Genomic DNA, 23759 nt, shown 5'->3' with positions numbered 1-23759 from the left:
CGCCATGACAACGCCCTTCACCACCACGCCCCCTCCCGGCCACGTCCCCGTCATGCTGGCGGAAGTGTTGCAGATGCTGGCTCCCAGGGACGGCGCGACCTATCTCGACGGCACGTTCGGCGGCGGCGGCTATGCCCGCGCCATCCTGGCCGCCGCCCGCTGCACCCTCTGGGCCATCGACCGCGACCCCGCCGCCATCCGGCGCGGCGAGGCCTTGCAGGCCGAACTGCGCGCTGCCGAGGGTACCAGCCGCCTGCACATGGTCGAGGGCGGATTCGGCGACATGCGCGCCCTGCTCGAAGAACGCGACGCCCCGGCGCTGGACGGCGTGGTGCTCGATCTCGGCGTGTCGTCCTTCCAGATCGACGAAGGCGCGCGCGGCTTCTCCTTCCGTCACGACGGGCCGCTGGACATGCGCATGGGCGACACCGGCCCCACGGCGGCCGATATCGTGAACCGGACGGCCGAATCCGACCTCGCCGATATTCTCTATCAATATGGCGAAGAGCGGCTGTCCCGCCGGGTCGCCCGCGCTATCGTCGCCGCCCGCGCCGAAGCGCCGATCCTGACGACGTTCCGCCTGGCCGAGATCATCCGCTCGGTCGTGCCGGGCGACCGCTCGGGCATCGACCCCGCCACCCGCTCGTTCCAGGGCCTGCGCATCCACGTCAATGACGAGCTGGGGCAGATCCGCTCGGGCCTGGAACAGGCGCTGGACCTGCTGGCCCCCGGCGGCCGGCTGGTCGTCGTGTCCTTCCATTCGCTGGAGGACCGGCTGGTCAAGCAGGCCATGCACCGCGCGGCGGGCCGCCTGCCCGGTCCCTCGCGCTACGATCCCCGCTCGATCCAGGCGCGGGACGAGGCCCCCTCCTTCCGGCTGCTCACCGGGCGCACCCTGCGCCCCGGCGAGGCCGAATGCCGCGCCAATTCCCGCGCCCGCAGCGCCCGCCTGCGCGCGATCGAACGCCTTCCCCTCGTGGACATCCCAGCCACCAGCCCCACGGAGCGTCGCCCATGATGCGATCCTTTACCTTTCTTTGCGCCGTGATGGCCGGCCTGTCCGGATTGTTCCTCTATTCCAAGAAGCATCAGACGACGCTGCTCGACCACCAGATCGCGCAGATCGTCGGCGACACGCAGCACATCCGCGAGCAGACGGCGATGCTGCGCGCGGAATGGGCGCTGCTGAACCAGCCCGACCGGCTGGGCAGCCTGTCGGCGCGCTTCCTGCCCGACATGCACCCGATGGCGCCCACCCAGTTCATCCAGATGGCCTCGCTGGCCGAACGCCTGCCCGCTCCCGGCTCGCGTCCGCTGGCGGCGGTCGATCCCCGCGCGCATATCGATGCCAGCCTGGCCTCCCATGCGCCGGCCCCCGCCGAGCGCCCGGCCGCTCCCCCCGCCCCGATGGCGGCGGCGGCCCCGCCGGCCCATGTCACCCAGGCTCCGATGGTTGTGGCTGCGGCGCAGCGCCCCGCGACGCCGGCTGCCGAGCCGCCTCCGGTCACGACGCACCGAATCCTTGTCGCCGCTTCGACTCCGCCCGCGCCGCACCCCGAGCGGCTGGTCGAACGCCCGATCGTGATGGCCCAGGCCACGCTTCCGGCGGTCCCGGCCCATGTCACGGCCCCCAGGGCGCACCCCGCCCCGGTTTCGCCCGATTTGCCGCATAATGCCGATCGCCATGCCGCCGTCTCCGTTGCCCATGCCGCGCGCCCCGTGCTACCGCCAGCGGCCGCTTCCGAACCTCGTTACGCATCGGCCAGACCGGTCCGTCCGCTCCCGGTCGCAGTCGCGGCCTGGAGACCGGCGGCGCCCCCCAAGCCGTATGAGGAGGCAAGGGGATACGGCAGAGGCTCCTCTCTCGGCTTCTCGCGTTCCGGCGCACTTCCTCCCCCCGTTCCAGTCAGCAACTGACGACCCCCCACAGGTGACATGACCCAAGGCCCGACCGACACACCAGACGATATGCGGGACGGGCCTTCCCGGCCCGCGCGAATGGATGTCCGGGTCACCGGCGACGATCTGCGCACCCGCACGGCGCGCGAGCGCACGCAGTCGCGCCTGCTCATCATGTCGGCCGGCTTCTTCGGCCTGTTCGGTGCGGTGGCGCTCAAACTGTCGCTCGCCACCGTCATCGCGCCGATGGCGCCGGAACAACGGCAGATCGCCCCCCAGGTCCCCCCGATTCCCCATAGCGATCCCAAGGGCATGATGGCCGGGGATTTCGCATTGCCGCAGGTCCACCGCGCCACGGTCACCGACCGCAACGGCCAGGTCCTGGCCATCTCGCTGCCCGTGGCGCAGGTCTACGCCAACCCGCAGGAAATGATCGACGCTCAGGACACGGCCAAAAAACTGCGCACCGTCCTGCCAAAACTGGACGAGGCCGAGCTGATCCGCCGGCTGTCGACCAAGAAGCAGTTCGTCTACCTGGCGCGCGATATCTCGCCGATGCAGGAAATCGCGATCAACAATCTGGGCATCCCAGGCATCTATTTCGAACCCGGCGAGCGCCGTCATTATCCGCTGGGCCGCGTCGCCTCCCACATCCTGGGCGCGGTCGATATCGACGACCACGGCGTGGCCGGCATCGAACGCTCGATGGACAAGCGCCTGGACAGCGACCGCACCCCTCTGCGCCTGTCGCTCGACGTGCGTATCCAGGCGGTGGTGCGCGAGGAACTGGCGGCGGCCAAGGACCTGTTCCAGGCCATCGGCGCCTGCGCGATCGTCATGGACGTCAATACCGGCGAGATCATCGCCATGGTCAGCCTGCCGGACTACGACGCCAACGATTTCGGCCGCGCCGACCCCGACGCCCGGTTCAACCGAGCCGTCACCGGCATGTACGAGCCGGGATCGACCTTCAAGCTCCAGACGGCCGCCATGGCGCTGCAACTGGGCGTCGCCCATCCGTGGGACCGGTTTTCCTCCATCCCCATCCATATCGGCCGCTTCACCATTTCGGACATGAGGACAGATCATTTCGCCCCATGGCTGACGCTGAACGAAGTCATGGCCTATTCATCCAACCCCGCCGCCGCCCACATGGCGCTGGATGTCGGCGCCCAGCGTCAGCAGACCTGGCTGCGCGACATGGGCTTCTTCGCCCCGGTACCGATCGAACTGCCCGAGGCCGGCCGGCCGATCGTGCCCCGCACCTGGGGCATTTCCACGGTCATGACCGTCGGCTTCGGCCATGGCGTCGCCGAACCCCCGCTGGCCATCGTGCGCGGCACCGCCGCCACGGTTAACGGCGGCATCCTGCTCCATCCCACCCTGATGGCCCGGGACGCCGACCACGCAAACGATCCCGCCGGTCTCACGCCGGCCGTCGCTGAAGGCGCCGCCCCCACCCTCACGCCCGCCGTCATCACCGCGGCGTCCGCCGAGGACAAGGCGGACGCCGCCACCATGCCGGGGGCCACGCGCGTCATCTCGCCCGAAACCTCGGCCCTGCTGCGCCGCATCCTGCGTCTGGACGTCACCAGGGGCACCGGCAAGACAGCGGAATCCCCCGGTTATTTCGTCGGCGGCAAGACCGGCACCGCAGAGAAGATCGGCCCGCACGGCGGCTACCTCAAGCATGTCAACATCGCCGCGTTCACCAGCATTTTTCCGATGAACGCCCCGCGCTACGCCGTCTATGTCATGCTCGACAGTCCTAAGCCCACCCCGCAGACCCACGGCTGGACCACGGCCGCGTGGAACTCCGCGCCCACCGTGTCGAAGATCGTGACGCGCATCGGCCCGATGCTCGGCCTGTTCCCCAACACGACCAACGCGCAGGCGATCGACGACGCCATGGCGATCCCGCTGGAACCGGCGGTGCCGCGCGGCTACCGCCCGCTGGGACCGGGCAACGACCCCGGCGACCCGCGCAACCAGCCGAAAGCGCCGAAAACGCCGGCCCATGACGCCGCGCACACCGCTGCCCTGCCGCCGCGCGCGCGTCTGCACGCCGCGCGGGCCGAACAGGCCGCCTCCGGACGGCCCACGCATCCGGAGGTCCGGGGATGACGCACATCCTGTCCCATCTGCTGGCCGCCGCCGGCCTGTCCGCTCCCCTGGCCAGCGACCCTGCGATCGGCCTGGTCACCGCCGACAGCCGCAAGGTGCGCCCCGGCACGCTGTTCGTCGCCATCCCCGGCACGCGGGCCGACGGCCGCGCCTTCATCCCCGCCGCCATCGCGGCGGGCGCCGCTGCCATCGTCGCCCCGCGCGACGTTCCGCCCGAGGCGGCACCCGGCATCCCGCTGATCCATGCCGACGAGCCACGCCAGGCGCTGGCCCTGCTGGCCGCCGCCTTCGCGGGCGCGCAACCGGGCCGGATCGTCGCCGTCACCGGCACCAACGGCAAGACCAGCACGGTCGATTTCCTGCGTCAGATCTGGGCTTATCAGGGCCACCGGGCCGCCAGCATCGGCACGCTCGGCGTCATCGCCCCCGTCGCCCTGCCCCCCACCGGCCCCATCCTGACCACACCCGACAGCGTTGGCCTGGCCGACACGCTCGCCGCCATGGCGCGCGGCGGCGTGACGGACGTCGCCATCGAAGCCTCGTCCCACGGGCTGGAACAGCACCGGCTGGACGGGCTGCGCCTCACCGCCGCCGGCTTCACCAACCTCACCCGCGACCATCTCGATTATCACGGCACGCTGGAGGCCTACCGCACCGCCAAACTGGCCCTGTTCGACCGACTGCTGCCCGAGGGCGCGCTGGCGGCGGCCAATGCCGACATGGAGCCGGAAACCCTCGCCGCCCTGCGCGCCATCGCCATCCGCCGCCGGTTCGACCTGCGGCTGGTCGGCACGCAAGGCGACCCCATCCGCCTGCTGGACAGCACGCCGCTGCCCGAGGGCCAGCACCTGCGGCTGGAAGCCGGCGGCACCATCCACGAGGTCACCCTGGCGCTCCCCGGCCGCTTCCAGGCCGACAACGCCCTGCTGGCCGCGGCCCTGGCCGCACCGGGCGCCAACGGACTGGCCCAGGCCATCGCCCTTCTCCCCACCCTCACCGGCGTGCGCGGCCGCATGGAGCGCGCGGCCCTGCTGCCCAACGGCGCCGCCGCCTATGTCGATTACGCCCACACGCCAGACGCCCTGGCCCGCCTGCTGGACGCCCTGCGCCCCCACGCAACCGGCCGGCTGATCGCCGTCTTCGGTGCCGGCGGCGACCGCGATCGCGGCAAGCGCCCGCTGATGGGCCGGGAAGCCGCCAACCGCGCCGACATCGCCATCGTCACCGACGACAATCCCCGCACCGAAGACCCGGCCGCGATCCGTGGCGAGGTCCTGGCCGGCGCGCCGGGCGCGATCGAGATCGGCGACCGCGCCCGCGCCATCGCCGAGGGCCTGTCGATGCTGCAATCCGGCGACGTGCTGGTGGTGGCCGGCAAGGGCCACGAGCAGGGCCAGACCATCGGCACCACCACCCACCCCTTCGACGACGTATCGGTCATCCGCCACATGGCCGGAGTGGCCGCATGAGCGCACTCTGGACCCGCGACGCACTGGAAGCCGCGACCGGCGGCCATTTCGCCGGCCACGCCCCCGTTAGCGTAACCGGTGTTTCCATCGACACCCGCACGCTCGCCCCCGGCGACCTGTTCGTCGCCCTGGTCGGCGACAGCAGCGACGGCCACGCCCATGCCCGCACGGCGCTCGAGCGCGGTGCTGCGGCCGTGCTGGTCCACGACCCGGCGGCAACCGGCCTCGACCCGGCCGACCCGCGCATGCTGGCCGTCCCCGACACGCTGGCGGCGCTGAATGCCCTGGCCCGATACGCCCGCGCCCGCTTCACCGGCCGCATGCTCGCCGTCACCGGCAGCGTGGGCAAGACGACGACCAAGGACATGCTCGGCCTGGCGCTGGGCGCCCTCGGCCCCACCCATGTCGCCGCCGCGTCCTACAACAACCATTGGGGCGTGCCCCTGACACTGGCCCGCCTGCCGGAAGACGCCGCGTTCTGCGTGTGCGAGGTGGGCATGAACCATCCGGGCGAAATCGCCCCGCTGGCGGCCCTCGTCCGCCCCGAAATCGCGCTCATCACCACCATCGCCGGCGCGCATCTGGGCCATATGGGTAGCCTTGCGGCCATCGCACGCGAAAAATCCGGCCTGATCGCCGCCCTGCCCCCCGGCGGCACCGCCATCGTGCCCGACGATGCCGAAGGCCAGCCGATCTTCGCCGAACAGGCCGCCGGGGCCGGCGCCCGCCTGTGGCGCGTGGGCGAAGCGCCCGACAGCATGGCCGCCCTGTCCCGCCTCACGCTCGCAGCCGACGGCAGCGATTGCATCATCACTATCGCCGGCCAGCCGTTCCCGCTGCGCCTCAACGCCCCCGGCCGCCATCTGGCACGCAACGCCACCACCGTCCTGGCGGCCGTGGCGGCTCTCGGCGCCGATATCCCGGCAGCCGCCGCAGCTCTGGCCGCCTTCCGCCCCGGCGCCGGGCGCGGCCAACTGGCCCCCATCCTGAACGGACAGGCGGCGCTGCTCGACGAGAGCTACAACGCCTCCACGCTCTCCATCCGCTCCTCGCTCGCGGTGCTCGACCTTCTGGCCTCCGGCCGGCGCGTAGCCGTGCTGGGCGATATCCGCGAACTCGGCGCCTTCGCGCGCGCCGAGCATGAATCCCTCCTGTCCGCCGCCCTGGCACATGCGGACCTCGTCTTCTGCTCCGGCCCGAACATGCAATATCTCTTCGACCTGCTTCCCTCTTCCCGACGCGGCGCATGGGCGCCCGACGCGGCCAGCCTGGCCCCCACGGTGCGGGCTGCCCTGGCCCCCGGCGACACCGTCCTCGTGAAGGGCAGCCTCGGCAGCCGCATGCGCGACGTGATCTCGGTCCTGACCGCCGGCGAGACGGAAGCGCACTGATGCTCTACGATCTGGTCCAGCATCACGCGGGCGCGCATATCTCGGCGCTCAACCTGTTTCGCTACATCACGTTCCGCGCCGGCGCGGCCTGCCTGACGGCTCTGGTCATCTCGCTGCTGCTGGGCCAACCGCTGATCGCGCAACTGCGCCGCATCCAGCGCGGCGGCCAGCCGATCCGCGCCCTGGGCCCGGAACGCCATATCCTGGAGAAAGCCGGCACGCCCACCATGGGCGGCGTGCTGATCCTCATCGCCCTGTTCGCCTCCACCCTGCTGTGGGCGGACCTCACCAACGGCTTCGTCTGGGCGGTGCTGCTGATCACGCTCGGCTTCGGCGCCGTGGGCTTCGCCGACGACTATCTCAAACTCTCCCGCCGCAACACGGCCGGCGTGTCCAAGCGCGCCCGGCTGGGCAGCGAATTCGCCATCTCGCTGATCGGCGGCTACTGGCTGCAAAGCCTGATGCCGGCGGACCTGGCAAACCACCTGGCCTTCCCGTTCATGAAGGACTGGCTGCTGCCGCTGGGCTACGCCTTCCCGATCTTCGCCATGATCACGATCAGCGGCTTCGGCAACGCCGTCAATTTCACCGACGGGCTGGATGGGCTGGCGATCGTGCCGGTGATCATCGCCGCCCTGGTCTTCGGGCTGATCGCCTATCTGGTCGGCAACCATGTCTTCGCTGACTACCTGCAACTGCACGCGGTGCCCGGCACGGGCGAACTCTGCGTCTTCTGCTCGGCGCTGGTGGGCGCGGGGCTGGGCTTCCTGTGGTTCAACGCCCCGCCGGCGGCGGTGTTCATGGGCGATACCGGCTCGCTCTCGCTCGGCGGCGCGCTGGGGGCGGTCGCGGTCGCGGTCAAGCACGAGCTGGTGCTGTGCATCGTCGGCGGCCTGTTCGTGGTCGAGACCTTTTCGGTGATCATCCAGGTCTTCTGGTTCCGCCGCACCGGGCGGCGGGTGTTCCTGATGGCACCGCTGCACCATCATTTCGAAAAGAAAGGCTGGCAGGAGCCCAAGATCGTGATCCGCTTCTGGATCGTCTCCATCGTGCTGGGCCTGTGTGGCCTCGCCACGCTGAAACTGCGATGAGCGCCTTTCCCGCCCTCCTGTTCGCCGGGCGGCGCTACGCCGTCCTGGGCCTGGGCAATAATGGCGCGCCGGCGGTCCGCGCGCTGGCCGCCATGGGCGCCTCGGTCCGGGCGTGGGATGACAACGCGGCCGCCCGCCAGGCTCTCGACAACATCCCCGGCGTCACCCTGGCCCCGTTCGAATCCCTTGAAGGGATGGATGCGCTGGTGCTGTCGCCGGGCATCCCGCATATGCTGCCCCGGCCCCATCCGGTGGCCCTGATGGCGCGCGAAGCCGGCATCCCCATCCTGTCCGACGCCGACCTGCTCTATCAGGCGGTGCGCCGTGCCGGCTCACAGGCACGCTTCGCCGGCATCACCGGCACCAACGGCAAATCGACCACCACCGCCCTGCTGACGCACATGCTGGCCACGGCCGGCATCCCGGTGGCGGCGGGCGGCAATCTGGGGCCGGCCTCGCTCTCCCTGCCCTGCCTGCCGGACAACGGCGTGTATGTACTGGAAATGTCGTCCTATATGCTGGAACGGCTGCAGGACCTGCATTTCAAAGTCGCCTGCCTGCTCAACCTCACGCCGGACCATCTGGACCGCCACGGCGACATGGACGGCTACCTGCACGCCAAATGGCACATCTTCGACAGCCAGCGCAGCGGCGACGTCGCTGTGATCGGCTTCGGCGAAACACCGGGCGCGTCCGTCCCCCGCATGGTCGACAAGCTGGCCGCCAGCGGCGACCGGGTGCTGACCGTCTCGGGCCAATCCCCGGATGCCGACCTGTCCGGTGCAGGCGGCATCCTGCGCGACGCGGCAGGCGAAATCGCCAATCTCGCCGAAGCCCCGGCCCTGCCCGGCGCGCACAATGCCGAAAACGCGGCGGCGGCAACCGCCATGGCCCTGGCGCTGGGCGTGCCCCGCACCGCCATCGCCCCCGCCTTGCGCTCCTTCGTCGGCCTGCCCCACCGTCAGAAGCCGGTTGCCACCATTACGGGCGTCCTGTTCATCGACGACAGCAAGGCCACGAACGCCGATTCCTCGTCCCGTGCCCTGAACTGCTACGACCGGCTGGTCTGGATCGCCGGCGGCGTCGCCAAGGCCGGCGGCATCGCGGATCTGGCGCCCCATTTCCCCCGCATCACCCACGCCGTGCTGATCGGGCAGGACGCCCCGGCCCTGGCGGAAACGCTGGCCGCGCATCACGTCCCGTACACGCTGGCGGGCACAATGGAGGCCGCGGTCCCCCTGGCGCACGACCTGGCCCGCCAGACAGGCGCGAACACCGTCCTGCTCTCCCCAGCCTGCGCCAGCTTCGACCAGTACAAGAGCTTCGAACATCGCGGCCGGCATTTCGCCGACCTCGTCCACGGACTGGCCGGAACGAAGGGAGAAGGCTGATGCCCGCCATCTCGCGCGTCGATACCTCTTTCCTGGCCCGCTGGTGGCGCAATGTCGACCGGGTGACGCTGTCGTGCGTCTGTATCCTGATCGGCTTCGGCTATGTGCTGATGCTGGCCGCCAGCCCGGCCGTGGCCACGCGCATCGGCGCCTCGCGCGACATGTTCATCCTCAAGCAGGTGGTTTTCCTCACCCTGGCCGGGCTGATCGTGGTGGCAACCTCCCTGCTCTCGCCGCGCGGCATCCGGCGCCTGGCGCTGGCGGGCTTCGTCCTGGCCACCGCCGCAACCGCGCTCACCCTGGTCCACGGCATCGAGATCAAGGGCGCCCGGCGCTGGATCGCCCTGCCGATGATGTCGGTCCAGCCCTCCGAATTTCTCAAGCCCTGTTTCGCCGTCGTCACCGCGTGGCTGCTGACCGAACGCCGCTACCGCCGCATGCTGCCGGGCATGCCCATCGCGCTGGGCCTGTTCGCGGTCATTCTGCTGCTGCTCAAATCGCAGCCCGATATCGGCATGCTCAGCGTCATCACCACGGTGTTCATGGCCCAACTCTTCATCGACGGGCTGAACATCTTCTTCGTCGGCGCCGGGGCCGGCTGCATGGTGGCCGCCTTCCTAGGCGCCTACGTGGCCTTCCCCCATGTCCGCTCGCGCGTCGAACGCTTCCTGCACCCCAATGTCGGCGACCATTACCAGATCGACACCGCACTCCGCGCCTTCGGCAATGGCGGCCTGATGGGCCGCGGCCCCGGCGAGGGCCGGGTGAAGGACCTGCTGCCCGACGCCCACGCCGATTTCGTCTTCGCCGTCGCGGGCGAGGAATTCGGCATGCTGGTCTGCCTGTTCATCATCGGCGTCTTCTGCCTGATCGTGGTCCGCACCCTGCTGAAACTGCTGCGCGAGGACGACCCGTTCATCGTGGTGGCAACCGTGGGACTCATCACGGGTTTCGGCCTGCAGGCCTTCGTCAACATGGGCTCGACCCTGCATCTGATCCCGACCAAGGGCATGACGCTCCCGTTCATTTCCTATGGCGGCTCCTCGGCCATGTCGGTGGCGCTGACCATCGGCATGGTGCTGGCCCTGACGCGGCACCGCATGGGCGAAAGCCGGATTCCACGCGGCCGGTCCAGCTTCGCGGCACGAAAGGCCACCGCATGAACATGCCTCTCCCGACCGCGCGCCGCCCCATCGTCATCGCCGCCGGCGGCACCGGCGGCCATTTCATTCCCGCCGAAGCCCTCGCCCGCGCGCTGGCCGACCGTGGCCACCCGATCGCGCTCATGACCGACCGCCGCGCCGGCACCCGCGACCACGGCATCTTCGCGCAGGGGCAGCAATTCGTCCTGCCCGGCGCGGGCATCGCCGGCCACGGCCTGGCCCGCGCCGCCCGCGCCGCGCTGGCCCTGGCACAGGGCACACTCCAGGCCCGCACGATCCTGCGCCGGCTCGACGCGGCGGCGGTGGTCGGCTTCGGCGGCTACCCCTCCGTGCCGCCGCTGCTGGGCGCCCGCCTGCTCGGCCGCCACCGCCCGCTGATCGTCCTGCATGAGGGCAACGCCGTGCTGGGCCAGGCCAACGCCCAACTCGCCCGCTTCGCCGACGGCATCGCCACCTCGTTCCCGCAGGTCGCCCGCTTGCCCAACGGTGCCCGAACAACCCTGACCGGCATGCCGGTGCGCGACGCCATCGCCGCCCTGCACGACCAACCCTACACCCCGCCGGAGGCCGAAATCCGCCTGCTGGTCTGGGGCGGCTCCCTGGGCGCCCGCGTCTTCAGCGACGTGATGCCGGACGCCATCGCCCGCCTGCCCGACGCCCTGCGCGCGCGCCTGCGCATCACCCAGCAGGCCCGCGCCGAGGACATCGAGCGCGTGCGCGCCGCCTACGCGGCGCTGGGCATCCCCGCCGAAATCTCCCCCTTCTTCGCCGACGTGCCCAACCTGCTGAAGGCAGCCCATCTGGTCATCGGCCGCGCCGGCGGCTCCTCGGTGGCGGAACTGACCGACGCCGGCCGCCCGGCGATCCTGGTCCCCCTGCCCATCGCCGCCAGCGACGAACAGGGCGCCAACGCGGCATCCCTGGTCGCCGCCGGCGCCGCGTGGATGATCCGCCAGCCCGATTTCACCGCCCCATCCCTGGCGAAGCAACTGGAATCCCTGCTGTCCGACCCCACGATCCTGGCCGGCGCGGCAGCCGCCGCCCGATCCCTGGGCCGACCCGATGCCGCACAACGCCTGGCCGATCTGGTCGAAGGACTCTTGCATCACCGCCCCGACCCCGCCTATCCGACAGCCGCCCAGCCAGCATCGACGACAGCCGCCAAGACGGAGACCACCTCATGAGAGCCCTGCCCCTTTCCATCGGCACCATTCATTTCGTCGGGATCGGCGGCATCGGCATGTCCGGCATCGCCGAGGTGCTGCACATGCTGGGCTATGCCGTGCAGGGGTCGGACATCGCCGAGAGCGCCAACGTGCTGCGCCTGCGCGCGGCCGGCATCCCGGTCGCCATCGGGCATGATGCCGCCAATCTGGGCCAGGCGCAGGTCGTCGTCACCTCCACCGCCGTCAAGCGCGACAATCCGGAAGTCGTGGCCGCCCGTGCCCGCCTCATCCCCGTCGTGCGCCGGGCCGAAATGCTGGCCGAACTGATGCGCCTGCGCTGGTCGGTCGCCGTCGGCGGCACCCACGGCAAGACCACGACCACCAGCCTGGTCGCGGCGGTGCTGGAAGCCGCGAAGCTCGACCCCACCGTCATCAATGGCGGCATCATCGAGGCCTACGGCACCAACACCCGCATGGGCTCGGGCGACTGGATGGTCGTCGAGGCCGATGAGAGCGACGGCTCGTTCCTGCACCTGCCCTCGGTCATCACCGTGGTCACCAACATGGACCCGGAACATCTCGACCATTGGGGCACGGCGGAAGCCATGCAGGCGGCCTACGACCAGTTCGTGTCGAACATCCCCTTCTACGGCTTCGCGGTCCTGTGCATCGACCATCCGGCGGTGCAGCAGATGATCCCCCGCCTGTCCGACCACCGCATCGTCACCTACGGCTTCTCGCCGCAGGCCGACATCCGGGCCGAGAAAGTCATCACCGACAAGCTGGGCGCGACGTTCGAGGTCGTGGTCACCAACCGCAACCGCAACCGCACCCGCCGCGCGGGGCCGTTCCGCCTGCCCATGCTGGGCCACCACAACGTGCAGAACGCGCTGGCCGCGATCGCCGTGGCAGTGGAGATGGATATCGACGACGCCACCATCCGCTCGGCCTTCGCCGGCTTCAGGGGCGTCAAGCGCCGCTTCACCCGCACGGGCGAAACCGGCGGCATCACGGTCATCGACGATTACGGCCACCACCCGGTGGAAATCGCCGCCGTGCTCAAGGCCGCCCGTCAGGCCGGCGCCCGCGACGTCATCGCCATCGTGCAGCCCCACCGCTATTCGCGCCTGCAAACCCTGTTCGGCGAATTCTGCACCTGCATGAACGACGCCGGCACCGTCATCGTGGCCGATGTCTACGCGGCCGGCGAAGCCCCGATCGACGGCATCAACCGCGACACGCTGGTCGACGGCCTGCGCGAGCGCGGCCACCGTTCGGTGGTGCCGCTACCCGACCCGGAACATCTGGCGGAGATGGTCCACGCCATCGCCAAGCCGGGCGATTTCGTGGTCTGCCTCGGCGCGGGCAACATCACCAACTGGGCACAGGCCCTCCCCGCCCAGCTCGCCGCCCTGCAGAACCCCAATGCCCGCAAGGGAGACTGCGCGGCATGACCACGCCGGCCGCCACCACGGAGCAGAGCTGGACCGACAGCGTACGCGCCAGCCTCGCCGGCCTGCGCGGCCGGCTGAACGCGGACGCGCCGCTGGGCCCGCGCACCTGGTTCCGCGTCGGCGGCCCGGCGGACCTGCTGCTGCAACCGGCCGACGCCGACGACCTGGCAGACGCGCTGCGCCTCCTGCCGCCGGACCTGCCGGTCACGATCCTGGGCGCCTGCTCCAACGTCATCGTGCGCGACGGCGGCATCGACGGGCTGGTCATCCGCCTCGGCGGCGGCTTCGCCGACATCACGGTCGAGCCCGATGGACTGGTCGTCGGCGCCGCGTCCCTGGACATGGTGGTGGCCGAACATGCGGCCGGCGCCGGCCTCAAGGGGCTGGAATTCCTCGCCGGCATCCCCGGCTCCATCGGCGGCGCGGTGGCGATGAATGCCGGCGCCTACGGCTCGGACATCGCCACCGTTCTCGACTGGGCGGACATCGTCACCCGCGACGGCAGCACCGCCCGCCTGTCCGGCCCGGCGCTGGGCTTCGGCTACCGTCGCTCGCGCCTGCCGGCCGGCGCCGTCGTCACCCGCGCCCGCCTGCGCGCCACCCCGGCCGACCCGGCCGAAATCCGCCAGGCCATCGCCACCATCCGCCAGTCGCGCGAAGAGTCGCAGCCCACGCGGGCGCGCACCGGCGGCTCCACCTTCCGCAATCCCGAGCACGGCAAGGCGTGGGAACTGATCGACGCCGCCGGCTGCCGGGGCCTCGCCCTGCACGACGCGCAGATCAGCGAAAAACACTGCAATTTCATGCTCAACACCGGCCACGCCAGCGCCGCCGACCTGGAAGAACTGGGCGAGACGGTCCGCGCGCGGGTGCAGGCCCGCACCGGCATCCTGCTGGAATGGGAAATCAAGCGCATCGGCCGCGCCACCCCACCCGCCGACGCCGCATCGCCCGACACGGGAGACACACCATGACCACCCGCACTCCGGCACGGCGCGTCACCGTCCTGATGGGCGGCATCTCCGCCGAGCGCACGGTCAGCCTCTCCAGCGGGGCCGGCATCAGCGCCGCATTGCGCGAGGAAGGGTACGAGGTCCACGTGCTCGATGCCGGCCCAGACCTGGGCGCGATCGTGGCCGACCTCACCACCCACCGGCCGGACGTGGTGTTCAACGCCCTGCATGGCCGCCTGGGCGAGGACGGCGCGATCCAGGGCGTGCTGGACTGGATGGACATCCCCTACACCCATTCCGGCGTCCGCGCCTCGGCAACGGCGATGGACAAGGCGGCCGCCCGCGCGGTCTTCCTCGCCGCCGGCCTGCCGGTGGCCGGCGGCACGGTGATCGACATCGCCGATTTCCCCGCCGCCGATCCCCTGCCCACGCCCTACGTCATCAAGCCGCTGAACGAGGGCTCGTCCGTGGGGGTCGAGATCGTGCGCACCGGCTCCAACCGCCGCGCCGCCATCACCGCTGCCTGGACCTACGGCCCGCACGCCCTGGTCGAGGAATTCATCCCCGGCCGCGAACTGACGGTCGGCGTGATGGACGACCGCGCCCTGACGGTCACCGACATCACCCCCAACCCGGCCACGGGGCACGAATTCTACGACTACGCCGCCAAATACCAGGCCGGCGGATCGCAGCACGTCCTGCCCGCGCGCATTCATCCCGACGCCTTCGCCCAGGCGCTGGACCTCGCCGCCGCCGCTCACCGCGCGCTCGGCTGCACCGGCGCCACCCGCACCGATTTCCGCTACGACGACACGCAATGCGGCGACGGTCCCGGCCGCCTCGTGATCCTGGAGGTGAACACCCAACCCGGCATGACGCCCACCTCCCTGCTGCCCGAACAGGCCCAGACGCAGGGAATCGGCTACGGCCCGCTCTGCCGCTGGATGGTCGAGCACGCCACATGCCGCACATGACCACGCGGCCGGGCAACTGACGCTCCCATGACCCCCCCCATGCCCCCTCGATGAGACGGCCAGGCGAAAACCGCGACGATCGCCCTTCACGGCTGTCGATCTTCCTGCGGCGGCAGCGGCGCATGGTGCGCCCGCTCGGGCTGGCGATCGTCCTGCTCGCCGTCGCGGCCGGCGGCGCGGTGGTGGTGCACGACATGAAGTCCGAGGAACGGTTCGCCCCGATCCGCGCCCGGCTGGTCAGCATGTTGCCACTGCGTATCACCGATATCCAGATCAGCGGCCGCGTCCTCACCAACGAGGATTCGCTGCGCGAGGCCCTGGGCGTGCGCGTGGGCGATCCGGTCCTCGGCTTTTCGGTCGAGGGCGCGCGCGAGCGGATCGACGCCCTGCCCTTCGTCGATCATTCGGTGGTCGAACGCCACCTGCCGGGCACCATCGTCGTGCGCCTGACCGAACGCAGCCCCTTCGCGGTGTGGCAGAACCAGGGCCGCTTCATGCTGATCGACCGCGCCGGCAACCAGGTGCGCGACCAGGGCATGACGGGCAAGGACGCGCAGGCGTTCATCCAATTGCCGCTGGTGGTCGGGCTGGGCGCCAACACCGCCGCCGCATCGCTGGTCGACGCGCTGGCGACCCAGCCCGTGGTGCGCGACCATGTGGCCGCCGCCGTCCGCGTCGGCCTGCGCCGCTGGAACCTGACGCTGCACGACGGCACCACCGTCCTGCTCCCCGAAGGCGAGGACCTCCCGGCCCTCAAACGGCTGGCCGAGCTCCAGGCCGCCATGAAACTGCTCGACCGCCCGGTCATCAGCATCGACCTGCGCCTGCCCGACCGGATGGTCGTGGAACAGCCTCCTCCGGCCGCCCCCGCTCCCGAGGGCCAGCCGGCGGCAAACCCGCAATCCCCGGCCAATCCGGGCGCGTCGAAACCGACCGCCGCCCATGACGGCCCGCAGGGCGCCGCGCCGCCAAGGCCCGCCCCCAAAGCACCGCCCAACGCCCCGCCGGCCGAGGAACGGGCCTCCACCCACCCGCCGACCGCCGGGCCGCACGTCCCACCCCCGACCCCGCCAGCCGCCATCCCACCGTTCCCATCCGGACAGGCCCAGCCCCGCAAGGCCCTGCCTCCCCCAGTCCCCAACCTGCCACCGAATGGCGAGCCCGAAGCGAGGAGGCGCACATGAACGATCTGGTCGTTGTCCCGCAGGGTACCGAACCCGCCCCGCGCCCGGCGCGCCGCCGCCGTGCCCGCCGGCGCGAACAGGCCCTGGTGCCGGCCACCCACTCCGGCCGCAGCGTGGCCCTGCCGCCACCCGACGACCCCACGCCGCCGCGCGCCTGGCGGCAGGGCACGTTCGGGGTGCTGGATATCGGCTCGACCAAGATCATGTGCCTGATCGGGCGCGGCGAGGCCGACGGCTCGCTGCGCGTGCTGGGCCATGGCTGGCGCCGCTCGCACGGCGTGCGCAGCGGCGGCATCGTCAACCTGCACGAGGCCGAGGCCGCGATCCGCGCCGCCGTCGGCCAGGCCGAGGACGCCGCCGAGCGCCGGCTGGACCGCGTCTATGTCAACCTGTCCTGCGGCCACCCGGAAAGCCGGCTGTTCAATGTCCGCTGGCCGGTCGGCGGGCGCGAGATCACGGCTTCGGACGTCCGGCGCGTGGTCACCGAAGGCCAGATGCGGGCAATGTCCGAAGGCCGTTCGACCATCCACACCATCCCGCTGGATTTCTCGGTGGACGAAACCGCCGGCGTCCCCGATCCGCGCGGCCATCTGTGCGACCAGCTCACCTCGCGGCTGCACGTCATCGACGCCTCGACCACCGCCCTGCGCAATCTGGAAACCGTGCTTTCACGGGCCGAACTCAAGATCGAGGAACTGGTCTCCGCCCCCCTCGCCTCGGGCCTGGCGGTGCTGGACGAAGACGAGCGCGAACTGGGCGTCACCGTGGTCGACATGGGCGGCGGCACCACCTCGATCGCCATTTTCGGCGAGGGCCACCTGCTGCACACCGCCTGCCTGCCAGTCGGCGGCATGCACGTCACCCGCGACATCGCCCATGTGCTGTCCACCTCGATCGACAGCGCGGAATGGCTGAAGACCATGTATGGCTCGGCCGAACTCTCGGCCGACGACGACATGGACCTCCTGCCGGTGCAGCTCATCGGCGACAACGAACATCAATTCGTCACGATTTCCCGCTCCAAGGTGGTTTCCATCATCCGGCCACGAATCGAGGAAACGCTGGAGATGGTCCGCGACCGGCTGGAATCGGCGGGCGTCGGCCGCGCCACCGACGGGCGCGTGGTGCTCACGGGCGGCGCGTCGCTGCTCGACGGCGTGGGCAACATGGCCGCGCGCATCCTCAACCGCCAGGTGCGACTGGGCCGGCCGAACGGCATTCGCGGGCTGCCCGAGGACCCGGCGGCCTGGCCCTCCTTCGCAACGTCGGCCGGCCTGCTGGCCTGGGCGGCGGGCGGCGGCGGCGCACTGGGCGACATGGATTTTTCCGAGCCCCGGCCACGCGGTTTCGTTCGCCGCGTCGTGGAATTCATACGAGACAGGGTATAGGAAGATAATTCAGAATATCCCCTAAAATGTTACACGCGAATCGGCATCGAGACACTAACGACTCGTCCTGGGAGACGTCCATGACCCTGAATCTCAGCATTCCGCAGCAGAGCCACTCCGATTTCACGCCGCGGATTACCGTGATCGGCGTCGGCGGCGGCGGGACCAACGCTGTCGACAACATGATCCACCTGCAACTCCAGGGGGTGGAATTCGTCGTCGCCAACACCGACGCGCAGCAATTGTCCCACAGCAAGGCCGATCGCCGCGTCCAGCTTGGCCCGCACCTCACCCAGGGCCTTGGCGCCGGCGCCAAGCCTGAAATCGGCCGCGCCGCCGCCGAGGAAGCCGCCGACGAACTGGCGCGCCATCTCGAAGGCGCGCACATGGTGTTCATCACCGCCGGCATGGGCGGCGGCACGGGCACGGGCGCGGCGCCGGTCATCGCGCGCATGGCGCGCGAGCGCGGCATCCTCACCGTGGGCGTCGTCACCAAGCCCTTCACCTTCGAAGGCGGCCGCCGCACCAAATCGGCCGATGCCGGCATCGCCGAGCTTCAGCAATATGTCGATACGCTCATCGTCATCCCCAACCAGAACCTGTTCCGCCTCGCCACCGAACGGACGAGCTGGAAGGATGCGTTCAAGATGGCCGACAACGTCCTGTATATGGGCGTGCGCGGCGTCACCGACCTCATGATGGCCCCCGGCCTGGTCAATCTCGATTTCGCCGATATCCGCACCGTCATGGCCGAAATGGGCAAGGCGATGATGGGCACCGGCGAGGCCGAGGGCGACAACCGCGCCATTTCCGCCGCCGAGGACGCGATCTCCAACCCGCTGCTGGAAGATACTTCCATGGCCGGCGCGCGCGGGCTGCTGATCAACATCACCGGCGGCGACGACATGACGCTGTACGAGGTCGATCAAGCCGCCAACCGCATCCGCGAGGAAGTGGCCGACGACGCGAACATCATCTTCGGCTCGGCGATCGACGAGACGCTGAACGGCCGCATCCGCGTCTCGGTCGTCGCCACGGGTATCGACAGCCCGCCGCCGCGCGTGGCCGAGCCGCTGCCCACCGAAGCCGCCCCCCCGCAGCCCGCCGAGGCCGCCGCCCCGGCCGCCGCACAGCCCACCGCCGCCGAAGCCCAGGCCCATGCGCAAGCCCAGGCCGAAGCCGCCGCCCGTCACCCGGCGCCGAATTTCATGAACACGCCGCCGGTCGCGGCTCCCTCGCCCCATTCGATGCCGCAGCAGACGCTGCATCAGGGCGCCCGTCCGTCCCCGCGCTCGTCCCTGTTCTCCGAGCAGCCCCGCGCGCCCGAGCCCCAGCCGGCAGCCCAGCGCGGCAGCCTGTTCAACATCGTCACCGGCGTCCTGCGCGGCGGGCGTCCCGCCCCGGCAGCGGATGCCCAGCGCGCCGAACCCGCCCTGCCGGAACAGGAACCCGCCGCCACGGTCCGCCCGGCCTCGGGTGAGGAAGTCGGGCTGGATATTCCCGCCTTCCTACGCCGCCAACCCTGACCATGGCCGGAAATGCGCGCTGGTGGCGATCCGGCGCGCATTTTCTGCGCTTCGCTGCTCACGGCCATCAAGGCCGCTCCGCTGCGATGCTCAAAAATACACGCCGGCCGCGGCCCTGACGGGCCGCTCTCGCTCACCAGCCCACATTTCCGGCCATGGTCCCCCCGTTCCGGACCCGACCTTTCCGCGCTTCGCTGCTCACAGCCATCAAGGCCGCTCCGCTGCGATGCTCAAAATACAACGCCGGCCGCGGCCCTGACGGGCCGCTCTCGCTCACCAGCCCACATTTCCGGCCATGGTCCCCCGTTCCGGACCCGACCTTTCCGCGCGTCGTTGCCCACGGCCATCAAGGCCGCTCCGCCACAAGGCCCGCAAATACACGCCGGGCACGCACGACCCTCACGGACAACTCGCGCTCGCCAGCCCACCTTTCCGGCCACGCCTCCCCATTCCCCGCCCCAACTTCCGAACCGGCCGCCGGTAACTCGAATCACCGGTCCCGGTTCCCACCGCGTCGATTTTGTGACTTTATTTTTTCTTTTTGTTTCAACTTGTTAAGCCGTAATAGTCGGCAATAAACAGTGACTCGCTCTCCCGCTTTCATACGATTACAGATCATGCTGTCGTGCTGTCGGTTCTGTAACGACCAAGCAAGAAGCAGCGGAAATAACGGCAGGGGACTGGAATGGACGGAATGCTGATGATGTCGGAACAGGAATCGTCACGGACTGGCGAAACCGTTTCCGCCCGTCCCCTCCCCACGCGCGCCGCCCGCCAGCACACGCTCCGCCAGAGCATTTCCTGCGTCGGCGTCGGCCTGCATACCGGCCTGCGGATCAGGCTGGCCCTTCATCCGGCGGCCGAAAACAGCGGAATCCTCTTTCGTCGCGTCGATCTCGACGGCCGCGCCATTCCCGGCCGCTTCGATCATGTCGTCGACACGCGGCTGTCCACCGTCATCGGCGATCCGACGAACCCCGCCCTGCGCGTCGCCACCATCGAGCACCTGATGGCCGCATTGTCGGCCACCGGTGTCGACAATGTGCTGATCGACGTCGACGGGCCGGAACTGCCGGTGCTCGACGGTTCGGCGGCCGATTTCGTCTTCCTGCTCGATTGCGCCGGGCTGGCCGAACAGGCCGCCCCCCGCGCGGCGATCGACGTGCTGCGCCCCGTCCGCGTGACCGACGGCGACGCCTTCGCCGAGTTGCGGCCCGCGCGCGAGCCCGGACTGGCTCTGGCCATGTCCATCGCCTTCCCCGCCGCCGCCATCGGCGAACAGAGCTTCACCGCCCGGCTCGACCGCCGGAGCTTCCGCGACGAGATCGCGAATTGCCGTACGTTCACCCTGCGGCAGGAAATCGAGGCCCTGCACGCCGCCGGCCTGGCGCGCGGCGGCTCGCTCGACAATGCCGTCGTCGTCGATGGCGCCGCGATCCTCAACCCCGCCGGCCTGCGCCGCCCCGACGAATTCGTGCGCCACAAGATGGTCGATGCGGTCGGCGACCTCTATCTGGCCGGCGCCACCATCAACGGCGTCTTCACCGGCCACAAATCCGGCCACGCGCTGAACAACCGGCTGCTCCGGGCGCTGTTCGCCGAGGCCGGCAATTGGCGTTTTCAGACGCGCACGCTCCGTCCCCAGCCCCTCCGCGTCGCGGCCTGATCCCCCTACCCCTATCGGAAAATGCGCGCCGGCGGCGATTCGGCGCGCATTTTCCATGCCGCCATGCGTGCGGCCATCAAGGCCGCTCCCTCCCTCAATCGACCAAATTCAGGCCGGATCGCATTGAAAACGACGCCGTGGCCTTCACCCCGGCCCGCCGCATGATATAAGGCAGACCGAACTGGAAGAGCCGGCATGTCCCTGCGCAGCATTCGAAACCATTCCGTTGACCCTTCGGCCGGCCGTCGCGCCGCCCGATACGCCTCGATCGCCGTCATCCTGTCGCTCGCGGCATGCAGTGGCGACAAGAAGACGATCAACGACCTGGAATCGCACGTGCCTCCGGTCGATACGCTCTACAATAACGGCATCGACGCCCTGCGCGACCAGCGCTACGCCCTGTCGGCGGCGGAATTCGACGTTCTGCAACAGAACTACCCCTATTCCGCCTACGTCGCGAACGCGCAGTTGATGGCGGGCTACGCCTATTACCTGCAAGACAAATACCCCGAGGCCGTGCAGCAGCTCGACCGCTTCCTCGAACTGCACCCCACCAGCCCCGATGCCGCCTACGCGTTCTACCTGCGCGCGCTCTGCTATTACGAGCAGGTCGCCGAGGTGCAGCGCGACCAGCAAGGCACGATCGAGGCGATGAACGCGCTGGAAGAGGTCATCACCCGCTTTCCGCAATCGCCCTACGCGCGTGACGCCCAGCTCAAGGTCGATCTCTGCCGCGACCATCTGGCCGGCAAGGAAATGCTGGTCGGCCGCTATTACCAGCAGCAGCGGTCCTATCACTCTGCGGTCAACCGCTACCAGCGCGTGGTGCAGGACTTCCAGACGACCAACCATGTACCCGAAGCGCTGGAACGGCTGGTCGAAGTCTATCTCGACCTGGGCCTGACCGACCAGGCACGCCGCACCGCCTCCGTGCTGTCCTACAATTATCCGGGCAGCAAATGGTACCGCTACGCATACGATACGCTGCGCAGCAAGCACCTGCTCTCCGCCGACACCCCGGCGCCGCATACCGGCTCCGGCAAAGCATCCGCGAAGTCGGCCGATGCCGACGGTGCCAGTCCGCTGGCCAAGGCCCCGCCGCCGCCATCCGAGGTCCGTGCCCGACGCGGTTTCTTCTCGCGCGTATGGCACTCCGTCTTCTGACGGGCGCGGGGGCCTTCCTCGCGCCATACGGGGCAACCCGATGCTGACCCATCTCTCGATCCGCGACGTCGTACTGATCGAACGGCTGGACCTGCCGTTCGCCCCCGGCCTCACCGTGCTGACGGGCGAGACCGGGGCCGGCAAGTCGATCCTCCTCGACAGCCTGGGCCTGACGCTGGGCGAACGCGCCAGCGCCGGGCTGGTGCGGGCCGGCGCCGAGCAGGCCAGCGTCACCGCCTGTTTCGAACTGGCGGCCGACCACCCGCTCCCCGCCCAACTGGCCGAACAGGGAATCGTCATCGACGACCCGCGCGAACCCCTGGTCGTCCGCCGGATCGTCACCGTGGACGGCCGGTCGCGCGCCTATATCAACGACCAGCCCGTGGGCGTAAGCCTGCTGCGCCGCGCGGCCTCCCTGCTGGTCGAAATCCAGGGCCAGCACGAACAGATGGGCCTGGCCGATCAGGGCACCCATCTCGACCTGCTGGACTCCTTCGGCGTCCCCGCCGACCTGCGGGCCGACACCGCCGCCGCCTACCGTGCGTGGATGGCCGCCACGGCCGAACTGGCCGCCGCCCGCGCCACGATGGAAAGTGCTGCGCGCGAGGAAGAATGGCTGCGCCAGTCGGTCGAAGACCTCTCCACCCTCGCCCCGCAGGAGGACGAGGAAACCCAACTGGCCGGCATGCGCCAGAGCCTGCAACAGGGCGAACGGCGCGGCGAGGCCATCGCCGCCGCCCTGTCCGAACTCTCGCCGCGTGACCGCCGCTCCTCCGGCCCCGCCGCCGCATTGCGCGGCGCCAGCCGCACCCTGCAACGCCTGCTCCCCGCACCCGGCGACACCAGCACGCCCGACGGCGCCGATCGACTGGCGCACGAGGCCCTGTCGGCACTCGAACGCGCCGAAGAAGCCCTGGGCGAGGCCGAAACCCTGCTCTCCCGCCTCGCCGCCGAAGCCGATTCCGACCCCCGCCTGCTGGAACAGACCGAGGAACGCCTGTTCGCCCTGCGCGCGGCGGCCCGCAAGCACGGCGTCTCGGTGCCCGAACTGCCGGGCCTGCTCACGGCGCTGGGCGACCGGCTGGCGGCGCTGGATTCCGGCAATGTCCGCATCGGCGCGCTGGAACAACTGGTCCGCGAACGCCGCGCCCGCTTCGAAGGCGCCGCCGGCCTGCTGTCGGCGGCGCGCGAGAAGACCGCCCGCCGGCTGGAAACCGCCGTCACCGCCGAACTCAAGCCCCTGCGGCTGGAACGCGCCCGCTTCTTCGTCACCCTGCCCGCCCTGCCGCCGGAGGCATGGAACGCGCGCGGACGCGAACAGGCCGCCTTCCAGATCGCCGCCAACCCCGGCCAGCCCCCCGGCCCGTTGGCCAAGGTCGCATCAGGCGGCGAACTGTCCCGCCTGATGCTGGCGCTGAAAGTGGTACTGGCCGGCCGCTCCGCCGTCCCCACCCTGGTGTTCGACGAAGTCGATTCCGGCGTCGGCGGCGCCACCGCGTCAGCCATTGGCGAGCGCCTGTCGCGCGTGGGGCAGGATGTCCAGGTGCTGGTCGTCACCCACAGCCCGCAGGTCGCGGCCCGTGGCAACGCCCATCTGCGCATCAGCAAATCGGTGGCCAAGGGCCGAACCGAGACAAGAGCCGAACCGTTATCGACCGAGCAACGCCGCGAGGAAATCGCCCGCATGCTGGCTGGCGACACCATCACCGAGGCCGCGCGGGCGGCGGCCGACAGCCTCCTGCAAGGGTAATTGCCC

General features: G+C 70.3%; 17 protein-coding genes and 1 pseudogene. All 18 read left to right on the top strand.

The window, feature by feature from the left end:
• Positions 1-4: 4 nt before the first annotated feature.
• The 18 genes and pseudogenes from rsmH (at position 5) to recN (ending at position 23753) form a co-directional block, all read left to right on the top strand.
• Entirely contained in the window at positions 5-1018 is a 1014-nt protein-coding gene (rsmH, locus tag C7453_RS10925) for a 16S rRNA (cytosine(1402)-N(4))-methyltransferase RsmH (RefSeq protein ID WP_114727653.1), read from the top strand.
• Positions 1015-1917, top strand: a complete 903-nt coding sequence (gene ftsL, locus C7453_RS10920; RefSeq protein ID WP_114727568.1) for a cell division protein FtsL — start codon at positions 1015-1017, stop codon at positions 1915-1917. The genes rsmH and ftsL overlap by 4 nt, the downstream gene beginning before the upstream one ends.
• An 81-nt stretch (positions 1918-1998) precedes the next feature.
• Entirely contained in the window at positions 1999-4023 is a 2025-nt protein-coding gene (locus C7453_RS10915; RefSeq protein ID WP_245948976.1) for a peptidoglycan D,D-transpeptidase FtsI family protein, read from the top strand.
• The gene (locus C7453_RS10910; protein ID WP_114727566.1) at positions 4020-5492 is read left to right on the top strand and encodes a UDP-N-acetylmuramoyl-L-alanyl-D-glutamate--2,6-diaminopimelate ligase; all 1473 of its coding nucleotides are present in this window, start codon (positions 4020-4022) and stop codon (positions 5490-5492) included. The genes C7453_RS10915 and C7453_RS10910 overlap by 4 nt, the downstream gene beginning before the upstream one ends.
• Positions 5489-6883: a UDP-N-acetylmuramoyl-tripeptide--D-alanyl-D-alanine ligase gene (locus C7453_RS10905; RefSeq protein WP_114727565.1), complete on the top strand. Its 1395-nt coding sequence runs from the start codon at positions 5489-5491 to the stop codon at positions 6881-6883. Before C7453_RS10910 ends, C7453_RS10905 begins: the two co-directional genes overlap by 4 nt.
• A complete protein-coding gene (gene mraY, locus C7453_RS10900) occupies positions 6883-7974 on the top strand; it encodes a phospho-N-acetylmuramoyl-pentapeptide-transferase (protein WP_114727564.1) in 1092 nt (363 codons plus the stop codon). Before C7453_RS10905 ends, mraY begins: the two co-directional genes overlap by 1 nt.
• A complete protein-coding gene (gene murD, locus C7453_RS10895; protein WP_114727563.1) occupies positions 7971-9365 on the top strand; it encodes a UDP-N-acetylmuramoyl-L-alanine--D-glutamate ligase in 1395 nt (464 codons plus the stop codon). Before mraY ends, murD begins: the two co-directional genes overlap by 4 nt.
• Positions 9365-10528 carry an FtsW/RodA/SpoVE family cell cycle protein gene (locus C7453_RS10890; RefSeq protein WP_114727562.1) on the top strand — a complete coding sequence of 388 codons (1164 nt, stop codon included), beginning with the start codon at positions 9365-9367 and terminating at the stop codon, positions 10526-10528. The genes murD and C7453_RS10890 overlap by 1 nt, the downstream gene beginning before the upstream one ends.
• Positions 10529-10530: 2 nt before the next feature.
• The gene (gene murG, locus C7453_RS10885) at positions 10531-11712 is read left to right on the top strand and encodes an undecaprenyldiphospho-muramoylpentapeptide beta-N-acetylglucosaminyltransferase (RefSeq protein WP_114727561.1); all 1182 of its coding nucleotides are present in this window, start codon (positions 10531-10533) and stop codon (positions 11710-11712) included.
• Positions 11709-13148 (top strand): UDP-N-acetylmuramate--L-alanine ligase, encoded by a 1440-nt coding sequence (murC, locus tag C7453_RS10880; protein WP_114727560.1) that lies wholly within the window; start codon positions 11709-11711, stop codon positions 13146-13148. The genes murG and murC overlap by 4 nt, the downstream gene beginning before the upstream one ends.
• Positions 13145-14122, top strand: a complete 978-nt coding sequence (gene murB / locus C7453_RS10875) for a UDP-N-acetylmuramate dehydrogenase (RefSeq protein ID WP_114727559.1) — start codon at positions 13145-13147, stop codon at positions 14120-14122. The genes murC and murB overlap by 4 nt, the downstream gene beginning before the upstream one ends.
• Positions 14119-15075, top strand: coding sequence for a D-alanine--D-alanine ligase (locus C7453_RS10870; RefSeq protein WP_114727558.1), 957 nt, complete (start codon positions 14119-14121; stop codon positions 15073-15075). The genes murB and C7453_RS10870 overlap by 4 nt, the downstream gene beginning before the upstream one ends.
• Positions 15076-15125: 50 nt before the next feature.
• Positions 15126-16088: pseudogene (locus C7453_RS10865) on the top strand (cell division protein FtsQ/DivIB); the annotation flags it as partial.
• 167 nt (positions 16089-16255) lie between these two features.
• Positions 16256-17647: a cell division protein FtsA gene (gene ftsA, locus C7453_RS10860; RefSeq protein ID WP_114727556.1), complete on the top strand. Its 1392-nt coding sequence runs from the start codon at positions 16256-16258 to the stop codon at positions 17645-17647.
• A gap of 80 nt (positions 17648-17727) precedes the next feature.
• Complete coding sequence (gene ftsZ / locus C7453_RS10855; protein WP_114727555.1) at positions 17728-19173, top strand: cell division protein FtsZ; 1446 nt, start codon at positions 17728-17730, stop codon at positions 19171-19173.
• A 685-nt stretch (positions 19174-19858) separates the two neighbouring features.
• Positions 19859-20839, top strand: coding sequence for a UDP-3-O-acyl-N-acetylglucosamine deacetylase (lpxC, locus tag C7453_RS10850; RefSeq protein WP_114727554.1), 981 nt, complete (start codon positions 19859-19861; stop codon positions 20837-20839).
• A 195-nt stretch (positions 20840-21034) separates the two neighbouring features.
• Positions 21035-22003, top strand: coding sequence for an outer membrane protein assembly factor BamD (locus C7453_RS10845; RefSeq protein ID WP_114727553.1), 969 nt, complete (start codon positions 21035-21037; stop codon positions 22001-22003).
• A gap of 40 nt (positions 22004-22043) precedes the next feature.
• The gene (gene recN / locus C7453_RS10840; RefSeq protein ID WP_114727552.1) at positions 22044-23753 is read left to right on the top strand and encodes a DNA repair protein RecN; all 1710 of its coding nucleotides are present in this window, start codon (positions 22044-22046) and stop codon (positions 23751-23753) included.
• The last annotated feature ends 6 nt before the right edge of the window (positions 23754-23759 follow it).

Source organism: Gluconacetobacter liquefaciens, assembly GCF_003350405.1.
GTDB classification, from domain to species: Bacteria; Pseudomonadota; Alphaproteobacteria; order Acetobacterales; family Acetobacteraceae; genus Gluconacetobacter; species Gluconacetobacter liquefaciens.
The sequence above is the reverse complement of the archived record's forward strand: the minus strand, read 5'-3'. Positions and strand labels throughout refer to the sequence as shown.

Coding starts and splice junctions, on each gene's coding strand:
- rsmH (WP_114727653.1), top strand. CDS start 5: ATGACAACGCCCTTCACCACCACGCCCCCTCCCGGCCACGTCCCCGTC.
- murC (WP_114727560.1), top strand. CDS start 11,709: ATGAGAGCCCTGCCCCTTTCCATCGGCACCATTCATTTCGTCGGGATC.
- murD (WP_114727563.1), top strand. CDS start 7,971: ATGAGCGCCTTTCCCGCCCTCCTGTTCGCCGGGCGGCGCTACGCCGTC.
- C7453_RS10845 (WP_114727553.1), top strand. CDS start 21,035: ATGTCCCTGCGCAGCATTCGAAACCATTCCGTTGACCCTTCGGCCGGC.
- C7453_RS10905 (WP_114727565.1), top strand. CDS start 5,489: ATGAGCGCACTCTGGACCCGCGACGCACTGGAAGCCGCGACCGGCGGC.
- C7453_RS10890 (WP_114727562.1), top strand. CDS start 9,365: ATGCCCGCCATCTCGCGCGTCGATACCTCTTTCCTGGCCCGCTGGTGG.
- C7453_RS10870 (WP_114727558.1), top strand. CDS start 14,119: ATGACCACCCGCACTCCGGCACGGCGCGTCACCGTCCTGATGGGCGGC.
- C7453_RS10915 (WP_245948976.1), top strand. CDS start 1,999: ATGGATGTCCGGGTCACCGGCGACGATCTGCGCACCCGCACGGCGCGC.
- recN (WP_114727552.1), top strand. CDS start 22,044: ATGCTGACCCATCTCTCGATCCGCGACGTCGTACTGATCGAACGGCTG.
- C7453_RS10910 (WP_114727566.1), top strand. CDS start 4,020: ATGACGCACATCCTGTCCCATCTGCTGGCCGCCGCCGGCCTGTCCGCT.
- lpxC (WP_114727554.1), top strand. CDS start 19,859: ATGGACGGAATGCTGATGATGTCGGAACAGGAATCGTCACGGACTGGC.
- murG (WP_114727561.1), top strand. CDS start 10,531: ATGCCTCTCCCGACCGCGCGCCGCCCCATCGTCATCGCCGCCGGCGGC.
- ftsA (WP_114727556.1), top strand. CDS start 16,256: ATGAACGATCTGGTCGTTGTCCCGCAGGGTACCGAACCCGCCCCGCGC.
- ftsZ (WP_114727555.1), top strand. CDS start 17,728: ATGACCCTGAATCTCAGCATTCCGCAGCAGAGCCACTCCGATTTCACG.
- mraY (WP_114727564.1), top strand. CDS start 6,883: ATGCTCTACGATCTGGTCCAGCATCACGCGGGCGCGCATATCTCGGCG.
- murB (WP_114727559.1), top strand. CDS start 13,145: ATGACCACGCCGGCCGCCACCACGGAGCAGAGCTGGACCGACAGCGTA.
- ftsL (WP_114727568.1), top strand. CDS start 1,015: ATGATGCGATCCTTTACCTTTCTTTGCGCCGTGATGGCCGGCCTGTCC.